The 15,129-nt window shown below is 46.5% G+C and carries 11 protein-coding genes; 10 read left to right on the top strand and 1 reads right to left on the bottom strand.

Features of this window, described 5'->3' with window-relative positions:
- Positions 1-82 precede the first annotated feature (82 nt).
- The 7 genes from ACKVDP_RS04255 (at position 83) to ACKVDP_RS04225 (ending at position 9,227) form a co-directional block, all read left to right on the top strand.
- Positions 83-1,381 carry an MFS transporter gene (locus ACKVDP_RS04255; protein WP_409227570.1) on the top strand — a complete coding sequence of 433 codons (1,299 nt, stop codon included), beginning with the start codon at positions 83-85 and terminating at the stop codon, positions 1,379-1,381.
- Positions 1,378-3,657 (top strand): RNA polymerase recycling motor HelD, encoded by a 2,280-nt coding sequence (gene helD, locus ACKVDP_RS04250; protein WP_409227569.1) that lies wholly within the window; start codon positions 1,378-1,380, stop codon positions 3,655-3,657. Before ACKVDP_RS04255 ends, helD begins: the two co-directional genes overlap by 4 nt.
- Before the next feature lie 385 nt (positions 3,658-4,042).
- Positions 4,043-5,017 carry an ABC transporter substrate-binding protein gene (locus ACKVDP_RS04245; protein ID WP_409227568.1) on the top strand — a complete coding sequence of 325 codons (975 nt, stop codon included), beginning with the start codon at positions 4,043-4,045 and terminating at the stop codon, positions 5,015-5,017.
- Positions 5,018-5,364: 347 nt separating this feature from the next.
- Positions 5,365-6,342 carry an ABC transporter substrate-binding protein gene (locus tag ACKVDP_RS04240; protein WP_409227567.1) on the top strand — a complete coding sequence of 326 codons (978 nt, stop codon included), beginning with the start codon at positions 5,365-5,367 and terminating at the stop codon, positions 6,340-6,342.
- A 21-nt stretch (positions 6,343-6,363) separates the two neighbouring features.
- Complete coding sequence (locus ACKVDP_RS04235; protein WP_409227566.1) at positions 6,364-7,284, top strand: ABC transporter permease; 921 nt, start codon at positions 6,364-6,366, stop codon at positions 7,282-7,284.
- Positions 7,285-7,295: 11 nt separating this feature from the next.
- A complete protein-coding gene (locus ACKVDP_RS04230; RefSeq protein ID WP_409227565.1) occupies positions 7,296-8,087 on the top strand; it encodes an ABC transporter ATP-binding protein in 792 nt (263 codons plus the stop codon).
- A gap of 54 nt (positions 8,088-8,141) precedes the next feature.
- Positions 8,142-9,227, top strand: a complete 1,086-nt coding sequence (locus ACKVDP_RS04225; RefSeq protein ID WP_409227564.1) for an Ldh family oxidoreductase — start codon at positions 8,142-8,144, stop codon at positions 9,225-9,227.
- A gap of 106 nt (positions 9,228-9,333) precedes the next feature.
- On the opposite strand, the gene ACKVDP_RS04220 is transcribed toward ACKVDP_RS04225, so the two are convergent.
- Positions 9,334-11,733: a hypothetical protein gene (locus tag ACKVDP_RS04220; protein WP_409227563.1), complete on the bottom strand. Its 2,400-nt coding sequence runs from the start codon at positions 11,731-11,733 to the stop codon at positions 9,334-9,336.
- A gap of 305 nt (positions 11,734-12,038) precedes the next feature.
- Here ACKVDP_RS04220 and ACKVDP_RS04215 point away from each other — a divergent pair, with 305 nt between their 5' ends.
- The 3 genes from ACKVDP_RS04215 (at position 12,039) to ACKVDP_RS04205 (ending at position 15,004) form a co-directional block, all read left to right on the top strand.
- Positions 12,039-13,184: a copper amine oxidase N-terminal domain-containing protein gene (locus tag ACKVDP_RS04215; RefSeq protein ID WP_409227562.1), complete on the top strand. Its 1,146-nt coding sequence runs from the start codon at positions 12,039-12,041 to the stop codon at positions 13,182-13,184.
- Positions 13,185-13,379: 195 nt separating this feature from the next.
- Complete coding sequence (gene sigI / locus ACKVDP_RS04210) at positions 13,380-14,036, top strand: RNA polymerase sigma-I factor (protein ID WP_409227561.1); 657 nt, start codon at positions 13,380-13,382, stop codon at positions 14,034-14,036.
- 2 nt (positions 14,037-14,038) lie between these two features.
- Positions 14,039-15,004 (top strand): anti-sigma factor domain-containing protein, encoded by a 966-nt coding sequence (locus ACKVDP_RS04205; protein WP_409227560.1) that lies wholly within the window; start codon positions 14,039-14,041, stop codon positions 15,002-15,004.
- The last annotated feature ends 125 nt before the right edge of the window (positions 15,005-15,129 follow it).

Here is a 15,129-nt window from a genome sequence, read left to right as displayed (position 1 = left end):
TCCATGTTTGCTGGATTATGTAGCCGATTTTTGATATACTTAACCTTTGAATCAAGAAACCATCAAAGAATTGAGGCATAAAATGAACAAATCAAAGATTGAGATAAATGAATCAAAAAAACCCTTCTACGGCTGGATGATTGTAGCTGTGGCGGCCCTGACCCTGTTTTTCTCGGGTCCCGGACAGACCTATTCCGTGTCAATATTCATCGACCACTATGTTGAGACCTTTGGCTGGGGAAGGACACAGGTCTCAAGCTACTACTCCATGGCGACACTTGTTGCAGGCTTCACCCTGCCTGTGATAGGAAGGGCCATAGACAAAAAGGGCCAGAGATGGATGCTTGTTGCAATTTCATTTGCACTTGGAATGGCTGCCCTTTGGATGAGCTTTGTAAGGACGCCCCTTATGCTTGTAGTGGGCTTCTTTTTACTTAGGCTCTTGGGGCAGGGATCAATGACACTTTTGCCCAACACCCTTGTACCTGCATGGTTCCAGCGAAACAGGGGAAAGGCTCTTAGCCTTATGGCGTTGGGTGGAGTTGTGGGTTCAGCTGCCATACCTCCCTTAAACAACTTTATGCTTGTTCATTTCGGGGCGGCTATTGCCTGGAGAACATGGACAATACTTCTGCTTGCAGTAATGGTACCTGTAGGTTGGACTCTCATAAGAAACCGGCCAGAAGACAAGGGACTGAAGCCGGATGGGGATACGGACCATGACCTGGACCAGAACAGGTTCAGGCCGGCAAAGAAAATCAGAGTGAGCAGCTACCCGTGGAGACTGGAGGAGGCCGTAAGGACAAGGGCCTTCTGGCTCCTCCTCCTTACCATGGCCATTCCCTCCATGATAAACACAGGGATAACCTTTCACATAGTGTCAATCATTGGAGAAAAGGGATTTTCATCGGCATTTGCCGCCTCGATCCTCAGCATAATGGCCCTGAGCCAATTTCCCATGACCTTTGTGGCGGGATTTGTGGTGGACAATGTAAAGGTCCACCTTGTGAAGGGCTTCAACTATATACTCTATCTGGGAGTTGTTCTGGCTATCTTCCTTGGGGACAGTCCTGGACTCCTGATTGTCTATGCAGTCCTTCACGGAATTTTTATGGCCTTTGACTCAGTGAGTACTGGTGTAATCTGGCCAAACTACTTTGGAAGCACACATCTTGGAAGCATACGTAGCATAACAATGACATCCATGGTGGTTGGATCTGCTCTGGGGCCTCTGCCCTTTGGCATGGCATATGATATTTTTGGAGGCTACAACGAGATACTGATCCTTATGATGGCATTCCCCATACTTGGGGCCTTGGCATCATTCGCATCACCGGCACCGGAGGAGCCTGAGGAAACAGAGGAAGGGGAAATTAAATGAAGCACCTATCAAAGGAAGAACTTAAGGAGGAGCTGGACAGACTCGAGCTGACCAACGAATACATCAAGAAGACTCTGGAGGCAACCGAGGAATACAAGACCCTCTACAAGGCCAATATCCAGGAGGCAATGGAGAATCTGGACTATCTTGACAGCTCCCAAAGCTACATCAGTGTCCTGATCAACACCAAGTTTATGGAGATAGCGGAAAGAAATTATGAAAGTCTGCAAAGGACAAAGGACAAGCCCTATTTTGCAAGGATTGACTTCAAGCAAGAGGGCGGCGAGAAGAAGGACAAGATATATATCGGAAAGACATCCCTCTTCAAGGCCCAGGACGCCATGCCCCTAATAGTGGACTGGAGGTCTCCCATAGCCAACCTTTACTACGAGGGTAGAATTGGCGAAAACTCATACCAGACCGATGACGGGGTCCAGGAGGGTGAAATGACCCTGAAAAGGCAATACACAATTGAAAACGCACAGCTTAAGGACATCATGGACATAGACATCACAGCCAATGATGCCTTCCTGCAGGCTGCTTTGGAGGAAAATGCCGAGGATAGGCTTAAAGATATTGCCTCAACCATACAGGCTGAGCAAAACCGTGTAATCAGGGCGGACATAGGAAAACCCCTTTTGGTTCAGGGGGTTGCCGGAAGTGGAAAGACGACAATTGCATTGCACAGGATAGCATACTTTCTCTACAGGCTGGAGGATAAATTTTTCCCTGAGGAGCTGATGATACTAGCTCCCAACAAGCTTTTCATAAACTATATTTCTGAGGTGCTTCCAGAGCTTGGGGTTGAGAGGGTCAAGCAGACCACCTATATTGACTTTATGCATCAAATTCTGGGAAAGAGCCATAGGCTTGCTGATTCCGGGAACAAGATTCAGGAAATAATAAGGTCCAAAGACGAGGGCGGGAACCTGTTGGGATGGGCTTCAAAATTCAAGGGAAGCATCCATTTCAAGGAAATTGTGGATGCCTATCTGTCGGATGTTGAAAGGAGCTACACCCCTGATGAGGATTTTGTGCTTGCGGACCATGTAATCATGTCCAGGGATGAAATCAGAGGCCTTATGGAGGATGAGCTCTACTACCTTCCATTGAAGAAGAGAAGTGACCACCTTAAGAAGCTGTTGAGCACCAGGTTCAAGAAGTCCAGGAAGAATATCATAGAGGATGTTGAGAACCATTATAACGACAGGATCGAGGATATGAGACATTCCTCCGACGGCTCTGAGGAGTCGAGACTCAAGGTTGTAAAGCTCATTGACATCAGGGACCAAAGGCTTGAGGAGCTAGCTAAGGAGTCAAAAAACCTGGTCAAGTCCTACATGTCAAAATTCCCAAAGCTTGACCTCTTCCAGCTGTACACAGACCTGGTGACAGACCCCAGGGTGATGGAAAGGTACAGCAAGAGGGAGCTTGATTCAGAGAGTCTTGAACATCTCTGTGATACAACAGGTGACCTTCTGGCAAAGAAGAGGATCGAGCTTGAGGACCTTGCACCACTTGTTTATATGAAGAAAAGGCTCCTTGGATTTGAGGAGGATCTGGGAATCAAATCCGTTGTAATTGACGAGGCTCAGGACTTCAGCGTATTCCAGCTTTTGGCATTGAGATCCGTCGTAAACACCAAGATGTTCACCCTCCTTGGGGACATTTCACAAGGAATCCATTCCTACAGGGGGATTGACAGCTGGGAAGAGGTGATCTACCATGCCTTTGATGATGACATTTCCTTTATGCACCTTGAGCAAAGCTACAGGACCACCATAGAAATTATGGACCTGGCCAACAGGGTCATTGACATGAGGAAGGACACCATGACAGTTCTTGCAAAGCCGGTGATCAGGCATGGTGAAGAGCCGGAAATAATAAGCTTCAAGGATAAGAAGGACCTTGTTCAAAAGGTTGTGAAAAGGCTTCGAAGATCAAAAGAGGAGGGCTTCAAATCCATAGCCCTTGTTTGCAAGACAATGGATGAAGCAAAGGCCTTCAAGAAGCATCTTGATAAAAGCGGCCTGGGTGATGTGATGCTGCTTGATGAGAAGCAGGAGGATTACCATGCAGGGATAATGATTGTCCCCTCCTACCTGGCCAAGGGTCTTGAGTTTGACGTTGTGGTACTGGCCAGTATGGAGGAGGATTTTGGGGATGATGACCTGGACATAAAGCTCCTGTATGTTGCCATGACCAGGGCCCTCCACAGGCTGCACATTTACAGGATGGAAGGGAACATCAAATTCCTTCCTGAAAAAAACATTTAGAATTGCCCTTGACAACAAAATATCCAAGCCATATAATCTAATACAACAAACCGATGAAGTGGAAATCAAACCGAGTAAGCGCCAAAAGAGAGCAGGTGATGGTGGAAATCCTGCGGAAATGCTGTTCGGCAAATGGCCCACTGAGGGCGAGGTGAAAGAGTAATTCGAGTATCCAAGCTGTAGGCCGGCATTAACGGCAAGGGATGTGTTGGCATTCCAGGATGATAATCTCTCCACAAACAAATGGAGTGATTGATTTTTAATACTTAAGGTGGCATAGCAGATTTTTTCTGTCCTTATTTTTGAGGACAGATTTTTTGTTTTTTGCAGTTGCCTGCCTGAGTGCCAATACAAAAATCTAACAAAACAAAAGGAGAGATGTAGGATGAAAAAGATGTTGGCATTACTTATGGCAGGAACACTTGTTGTTGGACTTTTGGGAGGGTGTGCAAGAGGGTCAGCTGCAACAAGTGAGAATTACAAGATAGCAATCGTTCAGCACGTGGACCACCCATCCCTGAACCAGATCAGGGATGCAATAGAAGGTGAACTCAATGAGCTTGGTATGGGAGATGAGGTTGAAATATCCTTCCACAACGCAAACGGGGACATGAACCTCCTTCAGACGATAATGCAAAATCTTGTTGGGGATGAGGTGGATATGATCGTGCCCATCGCAACACCTACGGCCCAGGCGGCAATGGCTTCAACAAAAGATATTCCGATTGTTTTTTCAGCCGTCAGCAATCCCGTGGAGGCAGGGCTTGTAAGGAGCTTTTCAGAGACGGACAAAAACATCACGGGAGTGTCAAACTCCATCCCTGTCCAGGACATACTGGACCTTTCAAGGGTCCTGACCCCTGGTGTCAAGACCTACGGACTGGTCTACAACAGCAGCGAGATCAACTCATCAACTGGTATCGAAAGGGCCAAGGACTACCTTGAGATGGAGGGCCTTGTCTACAGGGAAGTGACAATCACAGGAACCGCGGACCTTCACCAGGCTGTATCGTCCCTTGTGGAAGAGGTGGACGCCTTCTTTACACCCAACGACAACACAGTGGCCTCAGCCATGCCCACCTATGTTCAGCTTGCAACGGAGGCGGGAATCCCCATCTATGTGGGTGCGGATTCCATGGTAAAGGACGGGGGATTTGCAACTGTTGGAATAGACTACACCCTTCTTGGGAAACAGACCGGGAGGATGATAAAGAGAATAGCTGATGGCGGGGAAATATCCGACAATCCCGTTGAACAGATAGCTGAATATGCAAATATGATAAACATGGATGCTGCAGCTGCACTTGGCATTGTGATTCCTGAGGAAATGAAAGATGATTTTATTTTAATTTCAAATTAGCTGTTGACATTTAATTTTTCAGCCCATATAATCTAATACAACAAACCGATGAAGTGGAAGTCAAATCGAAACAAGCGCCAATAGAGAGCAGGTGATGGTGGAAATCCTGCGGAGATGCTGATCGGTAAATTCCCCACTGAGGGCGAGGCGAAAGACCTGTGTAGACAGGTTCGAGTATCCAAGCTGTAAGCCGGCATTAACGGCAAGGAATGTGTTGGCATTCTAGCATTAACATAAACATAAGGTGGTATAGCAGATTATAATCTGTCCTTATTTTAAGGGCAGATTTTTTTGTATATATACCTGCCTGATGCCAATACAAAAAACATAAAGGGAGAGATGTCAAAATGAAAAAGATGTTGGCAGCAATCATGGCAGGAGTAGTGGCAATGGTGGTACTTACAGGATGTACAGCACCTGGAGAGGCAAAGGAAAATGAAAGGTACAGGATAGGAATAGTCCAGCCTGTGGACCATCCCTCACTGAACAGGTCAAGGGATTCCATGGTGGAGGAGCTTGAGAGGCTGGGTATGGGTGACAGGGTTGAGATAACCATGCAAAATGCAAATGGAGACATGAGCCTTCTCCAGTCAATCATGCAGAACCTGATTGGTGAAAGGGTGGACATGATAGTCGCAATAGCAACTCCGGCAGCCCAGGCTGCACTATCCTCAACAAGCGATATCCCAATAGTCTTTGCAGCCGTAAGCAACCCTGTGGAGGCGGGCCTTGTGAAGGACCCTTCAAAGCCTGAGGGGAATGTGACCGGGGTTTCAAATTCAATACCCGTTGAAGATATAATAGAGCTTTCAAAGGTCCTCACCCCGGATGTCAAAACCTACGGATTCCTCTACAACAGCAGTGAGATCAACTCAGCCGCAAGCATTGACAACACAAAGGAATACTGCGACAGGGAAGGAATCCCATACAGGGAGGTTTCAATAACCTCCACAGCAGATATCCAGCAGGCTGTATCATCCCTTGTAGGTCAGGTGGACGCACTGTTCACACCAAATGACAATATGGTGGCCTCGGCCATGGCTACATACTCACAGGTGGCAACGGAGGCAGGAATCCCCATCTATGTGGGAGCGGACTCCATGGTGGCTGATGGTGGTCTTGCAACAGTGGGAATCGACTACAACCTTCTGGGGGAACAGACAGGAAGGATGATAGCTAGGATAATCGACGGTGAGTCCATTGGGGAAAATCCTGTGGAGACCGTTTCGGAATATGCAAATGTAATCAACGTAGGCATTGCAGACAAGCTTGGAGTAAGGATACCAGAGGAGCTCCAGGAGGACTTTGTGACAGTGGGCAAATAATCAAGAGAAAGGAAGATTGCAATGACCCTTTTGATAGGATCCATAGAGCTTGGGCTTCTGTACGGAATACTGGCTCTTGGAGTATATATAACCTTTAGGATATTAAACATACCTGATTTGACGGTGGAGGGAAGCTTTGTTCTTGGAATGGCAACCACCGCCCTGTTTACACAAGGAGGAAGCCCGGTCCTGGGCCTTGTGGCAGCCCTGGTAGCAGGAGCGGCTGCAGGCATATGCACTGGACTCTTGCAGACGAAGCTTATGATAAATCCCATACTTTCGGGAATCATCGTAATGACCGGCCTGTATACAGTAAACCTTGGCGTTATGGGAGGGAAGGCGAACCTTTCAATCCTTGGCAATGAAACCATCTTTTCCATCCTTGGAAACAGAACCCTTCTGGCCCTTGCAATCGCCGTTTCAATGGCCCTTGTTGCAGGCATCTTCTTCAAGACAAGGACAGGCCTTGCCATAAGGGGAACCGGGGACAATGAGGAAATGATCCGGGCCTCGGCTTTTGATGCAGACAGGATGAAGTGCATTGCCCTTGCAATGGGAAACGCCCTTGTTGCCCTGTCTGGAGGACTGATCACCCAGTACCAGCTCTTCTCAGATGTGGGCTCAGGTACGGGGATCGTGGTGATAGGCCTGGCATCAGTGATAATAGGAGAAGTGCTTCTTGGTAAAAGAGGAGTAACCTTCGGCCTTTTCACAGCAATCGGAGGCTCCATAATATACAGGGTCATAATTGCATTTGCACTTAAGGTTGACCTGTTCCCCCCATACGCCCTTAAGCTAATATCGGCAATTGTTGTAATGGCTGCCCTTTCCGGTCCTTACCTGAAGAAGACCTACGGGGGCAGGTCCAGAAGGGACAAAAGGAGAACGGAAGCGGGAGGCAAGGGAAGACTTAGGATTGAACCGGAAGGGGGCAAGGGCTAGGCCCGAAGGATATGTTGAGGCTTGATAATATACACAAAACCTTTGAAAAGGGAACCATAGGTGAAAAGAAGGCCCTAAGGGGACTTGACCTGCACCTGAAGGAAGGGGATTTTGTAACCATCGTAGGCTCCAATGGAGCGGGAAAATCCACCCTCTTCAACACCATAGGAGGAAAATTTCCTGTGGATGAGGGTTCAGTAAAGCTTGATGGAGAAGACATAACCCACCTGCCTGAACATATAAGGGCGCAAGGGATAGGGAGGCTGATGCAGGACCCCCTAAAGGGAACGGCACCTTCACTTACCATTCAGGAGAACCTGGCCCTGGCATATGGGAAAAAATCAAGGGGAGGAATCTTTGCCACCAACAAGAGGGATGTTGATCATTTCAGAGACCTGCTTTCAACCCTTGACCTGGGCCTGGAGGACAGGATGAAGACACCGGTTGGGAATCTCTCGGGAGGTCAGAGACAGGCAGTAACCCTTCTAATGTGCACAATAGGATTACCAAAGCTCCTGCTCCTGGATGAGCATACTGCAGCCCTGGATCCCGTAAATGCCCAGAAGATTGTTGGCATCACCGAAAGGATAGTAAGGGAGAAGAAGATTACAACCATGATGATAACCCATGACATAAAGATGGCCCTGTCAGTTGGAAACAGGACAATCATGATGGATGACGGCAGGGTGATCCTTGACATTCAGGGTCAGGAAAGGGAGAATATGACCCTGGAGTCCTTGATGGAGAGCTACAGGGACAAGAGCAAGAAGATGCTTATTGATGACAGGATGCTGCTTTCCTGATTTGACAATTAACAAATGGTATTAGACAAAACAATAGAACTTGGGAGGAAACATATGAGCTATTACAGAATCGGTTATGAAGAAATAAGGGGTCTCTGCCGGGAATCTTTTCTAAGGACGGGATTCACAAGGGAGGAAAGTGAGATAATCACTGATGTCATATTGCTTTCAGACCTTTACGGAATTGAAAGCCACGGTGTGCAAAGGATGGCAATGTATCACAGAGGCATAAAAAGCGGCATGATGAAGGTGGAGAACCAGCCTGAGGTTGTCTTTGAGACTCCGGTATCCGCAACAATCGATGCAAAGTCCGCAATGGGTCAGCTTGCTGCCCACAAGGGTATGGAGCTGGCAATTGAGAAGGCCCAGAAGTCAGGGATGGGAATGGTGGTTGTAAGGAACTCAAACCATTTTGGAATTGCAGGCTACTATGCCAAGATGGCCAGTGACAAGGGACTTCTTGGACTGGCATTCACCAACAGCGGTGCCATAATGGTTCCAACCTACGGGAGGATGCCCATGATCGGAAGCAACCCCATCGCCCTTGCCATGCCTGCAGACCCCTATGATTTCCTCTTTGATGCATCCACCACGGTTGTGACCCATGGTAAGCTTGAGGTATACAAGAAACTGGACAAGCCCATGCCAGAAGGCTGGACAATCGATGAGAACGGAGAGGGAACTGTGGAAGCTGCAAAGGTCATAGATAACATAGCAGGAAGAAAGGGAGGAGGAATCCTTCCGATTGGAGGCTCCCAGGAAACAAGCGGGGGACACAAGGGCTATGGCTACGGTATGATGGCGGAAATCTTCTCATCAATCATGTCCATGGGACTGACCAGCAACTATTGCCTGAGGGATGGTGTGGACGGCTGCAGTCACGGCTTCCTTGCAATTGATCCCGGGATCTTCGGAGACAGGGAAGAGATAAAAAAGCATCTGTCAGCATATCTTGAGGAAATCAGAGGCAGTGAAAAGGCAGAGGGAGCAGAGAGGATCTACACCCACGGAGAAAAGGAAGCTGAGGCATTGAAGGACAGAATGGAGAAGGGGATCCTTCTAAACGGAGGAACCCTGGAGGAGATAAGGGATATCTGCAAGGAGCTGGATATTGATTTTAAATTACCGCTGAAAGGCTGAAGTCCGGAATCAAGGATTTAGAAGAAAACACCGTCAACTGAGCAACCAGATGACGGTGTTTTTACATTCAAAGGGCGGGGTTCTAAGGGTTCAGGTGTACGTTCTCCTACTGGGCAGGATATCTGAAATAGATCTTATCCCCGCTTTTGATTATATTACTTGCATAGAGATTTGGGATATCGTAGGTCTCGGTTTCCTCTTTCTCCTGCTCGTCCTCCCACACGGTTTTACTGTAGTGATCCACCGTTCCATGTATCTGGCTGGTTGGATTCAGAAATTCCAGCACAATCTTTGTGGTCTCTAGGTTTTCAATACTTGTATCCGTAAGGTTTACTGGCTTGGAGCCGTCAATTGCATTGCTGAGTGAGTACAGCAATACTTCTCCTGAGGACGTGAAGGTGGTTGTGTTTGTCTTTCTGGCGCTTACCCACGCCTTCTCGAATAAGGCAAGAGCCTCCTGTTTCCCTTCAATTACAGTAGTTACCGTAACCTGATAGCTGTAGGTACCGATTCCATCCAGTAGAAGGGCCTTCCTGTCAGTTCCAGCAATCGGTAGTTCCAAAAACTGATTATTGGTTATGTCCAGTTCAAATTTTTCAATATCATAACGGTATGATGTACTCCATTCACCAGCATCACTATCTCCACTTACTGTTTCAGCTGCCCAGCTTCCCTGGAGAAATGCCTGGACCCCATCTTCCTCTGAAATTGGGATTGGCTGCTGAGTTAACATATGCTGCAGGGGTACAGGATATACATCGTCGTAGTAGGCGGACTTGTACTCATCAACCTGAAGCAGGGTTGATGTAAGCTCCTCAGCAGTTCGATCAATTACAAGGCTTGCAAATTTGTCAGTATCCTCACTAAGTACAACCTCAACCTCAGGTGGAGAAACCATGAACTTCACCGTCTTGATTGGAGCGTCCTTATCCAGGTCAGCTTCTGGCTTGTAGATATCAATACCATTTGGTGCACCTGCATACATGTGTCCATACAATGTAAAGGAAGTATTCAAACTACCATCATCCCTGATTTTGCCAGTCCAATTATCCACAAGGGCCTTATCGTTAAGGGGTGAGAACCTGACCAGGTGTTTGGCGTAGGTTTTTTTCGGATCCTTGGCGCTAAAGGAGACCGACGTATTGAGGTAGTCTGCAAGCTCCTTGTATTGAGCCCTCAACCTGTTCTCGTTGTTCATGTTTATGGTTTGGGCAATGAAGCTGAAAACCCCAGGCAGCACATCATTATAGAGGATGGCCCGTCTTTCCTGGCTGATGGTATCCTGAAGGCCCTGGTTCAAGCCAGCACCACCTGTGAACTTGAGGTTTTCCCTTGCCTCAGACATATAGGCCTCAACACCATCCTTGTTTATTCCCGGGACCCAAAACTCATTGCAGTGGGAGGTTACAATCTCATCAATCTTGGCCTTTAGCTCTTCCTCGGTCATACCTGGATCGTTGAACATGGGGTAGAAGGTATCAAACCAATAGTTTGAGCCCTTATAGCCAGGGCGACCTTTCTGGTAGTAGATTGAGTATGCTTCCCTGTATATGTCGGCCCGCCCTTCAATGGCTGTAGTGCCGAACTTGTTGATTGAATAGTCAATTATTGCCACTGAAGCCATGCTGGCTGACATAACCGAGCTGCTAAGCTTTGAGGTGACCTTTCCCAAAACGTATGAAAAGGATGTCTTAAGGGACCCTACAACAGCTTCATTGATGTTTCCGTTGTATATGCTGTTTCCAATCTGAACCACTGAGAGCAAGAGCCCGATACTTCCAAGGTGGTCACCTACAGTGGAAAGAACATCCTCACCGTAGGCAAGATAGCCTGCGCCTTGAACCATACCTCCCAGGATGTCCCCTCCGATCTGAAGAGCGTCTCCAGCGGCACCGACACCAATTTCAAGGCACTGGGAGCCAGGAACTCCCCCAATGGAGTATTCCTCAATGGCAGCTGCAAACTCTTCATCCTTGTCGTCGCCGAATAGGCCGAGGAATTCTATTCTGGCCCGTCTGCTCCCTTCGTTGGCAACTGAGAACACACCGTACTTTGAGAGGTGATCGGTCTTGATGATCACAGAGGAGGTAGCCTTATCATAGTGGAACGCTACTGGTTCCCACTGTCCCGTGGCTTCGTCAAGGTATGCAGCTCCTGGGATGTTTCCCTCTGGAAGACTCATTGGAACGGTAAGCTGGATCACTCCTTCGACCTTGTTCATTCCATCAAGCCTGAAATCATATACATCCAGTTCAATATCTCCCTCTTGATCCAGGTAAGGTGCATTTGAAACCTTGTAGATGCTTGCATTTACATCATTGGTCAAAATGGCAGGGTGAAGTTTAAGCTCAACCCCCTGGATTTCCAGAAAAAGATTTTCTTCATTAAGTACAGCTTCGGCAAGAAGCTTTTCGGACAATGATTGTTGCTTTTGTCCGCCGCCGCATCCTGCAAGGGGAAGGAGCATTGAAAATGCAAGTATTGATGCAATTACCCTGTTTTTCATAATAAGACCTCCTTAGGTTTTCGATGCGACCATCAAGCATATATTAACTTCATTATACTCCTGCAAAGAGATAAAATCATTATCAAATATTGGAGTTGTCACAAATAATGTCAAGTCTGGAGTCCTTGAAACAAGGGGATTTGTGCCGGTTATGTCCAGCCTCACACTAAAAGAAACCATTATTCAAGGATGATTATCCCTACCAAAGGGTATCAATGGGAAACAAAAATAATCATATTATCCATGCAATAAAAACATGGCACCAGGAGTTAACCTATTACAAAGGACAAAGGGAGGAATAGGAAATGAAAAAATCAATCGCACTGTTAATGGCCTTGGTCATGGTATTTACCATTTCACAACTTAATGCAGCTATTGCCCAAAACACATCAATTAAAGCTGAAAGTCACACTACAGCGGTTAATGGGGATAGGGAAACCCTAACTATCAACATACCCTCCGGAGTTAAATCTGGAGATCTGCTAATAGCGCAGATAACCTATGAAAAGGGACGTGACGCCTGGCCCATTACACATCCTGGTGGCTGGAACCATATTGTTACAACTGATGCCTACCAAGGTGGCGGCTACACGGATATCGGGCAGGTACTCTATTGGAAAACCGCAGACAGCAACGAGCCGGCAAGCTACACCTGGAGATTTTCACAAAGCGTTGAAGCACTTGGCGGCATAATACGTTACTCAGGGGTTGCCGAAAGTCCCATTATAGCTTCCAGCGGACAAGGAGGCTATGGTGAGTCCACAGGACAGAACCAGATGGTAGCAAATGGTATAACTGCTGAAGAAGGAGCAATGATTGTTGGCTTCTACGGTATAAAGGAGCTGGCAAACCTAGAGACACCCAATGGAATGAACAGAGTATACCAGCAATGGGATAGAGATAATGACTACTCTATCCTAGCTGTAGAGGAAGTCGGATTGGCTGCAGGGGCAACCGGTTCTCGAATCGCTTACTCATGGGAGTATGATGACCCAAGAGAGTCCCTGGAATCCCAATGGGTTAGCCAGCTGGTGACTCTGAGACCTTCCAATGGCGAAGGGACAACCCAGCAGCCTCCTGTGGAGCCACCTGCTGGAGATAGTGGGATCACCATCTTTCTGGATGGCCAGCTTCTTCAACTGGAGGATTTGCCTACCATTGAAAATGGTCGAACCTTGGTTCCCATGCGCGGCTTCTTCGAAGCATTGGGAGCAGATGTATCCTGGGATGCTTCCACAAAAACTGCAACTGGAATAAGGGGAGGAACTGTTGTAAGAATCCCTATTGGCAGCAACCAGCCGACAGTAAATGGCAGTGTTGTTGTCATCCAGGTACCTGCCCGCATAATCAACAACCGCACATATATACCTCTTAGATTTGTAGGTGAGGCTTTGGGTGAGCAGGTTGATTGGGATGGAACCACGAGATCAGTAATTATAACCACGAGATAGAAAAAGACAGGGTGACCTTTCACCTATCTCAAACAGGAATAAGAATATTTTGCCACATAAGGATCCGGCACCGCCTTGTTAAGATAAAGGTGCCGTTTTTCTTGTTTAAAATCCTCTTGTAATCCAAAATTAATATTACAATATCGTTTCGGTGGTAATATAAGAGTAGGACATTAAATGAGGATGGGATCATGAATGGCAGAGTATAGGGGAAATGTATCAGAAATAAGAGGGAATGAAAGAGCACTGGAGGATTTCATCAAGCTCCACGAGGCTTTTATTCTCAAGTCAGCCTCCAAGGCTTCAAGACGCTTTGTCACCAAGAGCGATGATGAATGGTCTGTGGCCCTGTCTGCCTTTTCAGAGGCTATTGAAAAGTATGATCCCATCAAGGGAAGCTTCCTGACCTTCTCAGATATGATCATTAGAAGCAGGCTCATCGACTGGTTCAGAACCAACGGTAGGCAAGCCGCAGAACTTCATACGGAAGACATGTACGGTGAAGTGGAAGACACGGGATATAACGATAACCTTAGACTGGAGATACATGCCCTTGGAGAAACCCTCAAGGAATACGGTATAGACTTTTCCGACATAGCAAAGAACTCACCCAAGGCTGGAAAGACGAGAGATGCCTGCAAGAGGATACTAAGGCATATGCTGGAAAACACTGAAATGGTGTCTGAAATTAAGCGTACGGGAACAATTCCCATAAAAAACATTGAAAAAAATCTCAACCTACCCCGAAAAACAATAGAGAGACACCGTAAATATATAATAGCTGCAATGGAAATACTGACAGGGGATTACCCCTATCTCTCAGAGTACCTGAGATACGTCAAGGAGGAATAGCTATGAAGGCGGTAATACTTGAAATAATAAAAGGAAGAGCGGTTGTTATGAAGGCGGATGGATCCGTATCCAAAATCCGCAATAAAAACTATTCGGTAGGAGATGAGATTTACATGAAGGAAGGTATTTTTTCACACAGAAAATGGGCACCGATTGTTGCAGCATTATTGATATTTGCAATGATTGGAACTGGCACATGGGTATATGCAACACCGGAATATGAAATAAGCATGATTGAAGAAGAAGGTCACGAGATCCTTATAAGGGTTAATAAGTACGATAAGGTTCTTGATGTTCTCATTAGAGATGAAAACAGAGAAGAAGTCTCAATTGATAAGGACTTGGGAAAAATGGATTTAGAGTCTGTTCTTGAGTATCTGAAAGATCACTATAATATTGACTGGGAAGCAGGGTATATAATTACTACCACAACAGCCAAGGATGATGATAGTACAGAAGAGCTTACCAACAATGTAAGAACTAGAATTGCCGCGAATGAAGAAGTAAAAGTGAACGGCCTTACAACAGCAGATGTTGAAGAAGCCAAAGACCTTGGGATTACACCAGGTAGATACAATATAGTTAAGAACCTTATGGAAGAGGATGTAGAAGATTATCTATATGATTTAAGATACGAGTATGATCTGGATGATGAGGATGAAGATGATAACAAGATATTGTCCAAGATTATCATGGAAGAATTCTCCAAATCCAGAGGAGAAAAGAATGGAGTCAAGTTCCAGGAGGACGAATCTAATATATTAGAAGAAAAAGGAAGATCTGAAGATAAAGGTAAACCAGAGAATGTTGGGAAACCTGAAAATGTAGGTAGACCAGAAGGAGTAGGAAATCCTGAAGATATGGAAGAACTTGAAGAAGGATCAGGAAAACCTGATGAAGCAGGAAAACCAGACGGAGTTGGAAAACCTGATGGAGTAGGAAATTCCAAAGGAAACTCTGGAAACTAAAAGCAAATAACGGTTATTATCGATAAAACCCAAAAGGTGTGCCACCCCACACCCAAAATAAAACAAGGTCCCGTCTAAATGGCGGGCCTTGTTTTTTAAAGCAAAAAGTAACACAAAAAGAACCG

Origin of the sequence: Gudongella ferriphila (genome assembly GCF_046224405.1) — a bacterium.
In the GTDB taxonomy this organism is placed as follows: Bacteria; Bacillota; Clostridia; order Tissierellales; family Tissierellaceae; genus Gudongella.
The sequence above is the reverse complement of the archived record's forward strand: the minus strand, read 5'-3'. Positions and strand labels throughout refer to the sequence as shown.

What these genes read in the sequence shown, in the direction of transcription:
- ACKVDP_RS04255 (WP_409227570.1), top strand. Translation starts at nt 83, where the DNA reads ATGAACAAATCAAAGATTGAGATAAATGAATCAAAAAAACCCTTCTAC.
- helD (WP_409227569.1), top strand. Translation starts at nt 1,378, where the DNA reads ATGAAGCACCTATCAAAGGAAGAACTTAAGGAGGAGCTGGACAGACTC.
- ACKVDP_RS04245 (WP_409227568.1), top strand. Translation starts at nt 4,043, where the DNA reads ATGAAAAAGATGTTGGCATTACTTATGGCAGGAACACTTGTTGTTGGA.
- ACKVDP_RS04240 (WP_409227567.1), top strand. Translation starts at nt 5,365, where the DNA reads ATGAAAAAGATGTTGGCAGCAATCATGGCAGGAGTAGTGGCAATGGTG.
- ACKVDP_RS04235 (WP_409227566.1), top strand. Translation starts at nt 6,364, where the DNA reads ATGACCCTTTTGATAGGATCCATAGAGCTTGGGCTTCTGTACGGAATA.
- ACKVDP_RS04230 (WP_409227565.1), top strand. Translation starts at nt 7,296, where the DNA reads ATGTTGAGGCTTGATAATATACACAAAACCTTTGAAAAGGGAACCATA.
- ACKVDP_RS04225 (WP_409227564.1), top strand. Translation starts at nt 8,142, where the DNA reads ATGAGCTATTACAGAATCGGTTATGAAGAAATAAGGGGTCTCTGCCGG.
- ACKVDP_RS04220 (WP_409227563.1), bottom strand. Translation starts at nt 11,733, where the DNA reads ATGAAAAACAGGGTAATTGCATCAATACTTGCATTTTCAATGCTCCTT.
- ACKVDP_RS04215 (WP_409227562.1), top strand. Translation starts at nt 12,039, where the DNA reads ATGAAAAAATCAATCGCACTGTTAATGGCCTTGGTCATGGTATTTACC.
- sigI (WP_409227561.1), top strand. Translation starts at nt 13,380, where the DNA reads ATGGCAGAGTATAGGGGAAATGTATCAGAAATAAGAGGGAATGAAAGA.
- ACKVDP_RS04205 (WP_409227560.1), top strand. Translation starts at nt 14,039, where the DNA reads ATGAAGGCGGTAATACTTGAAATAATAAAAGGAAGAGCGGTTGTTATG.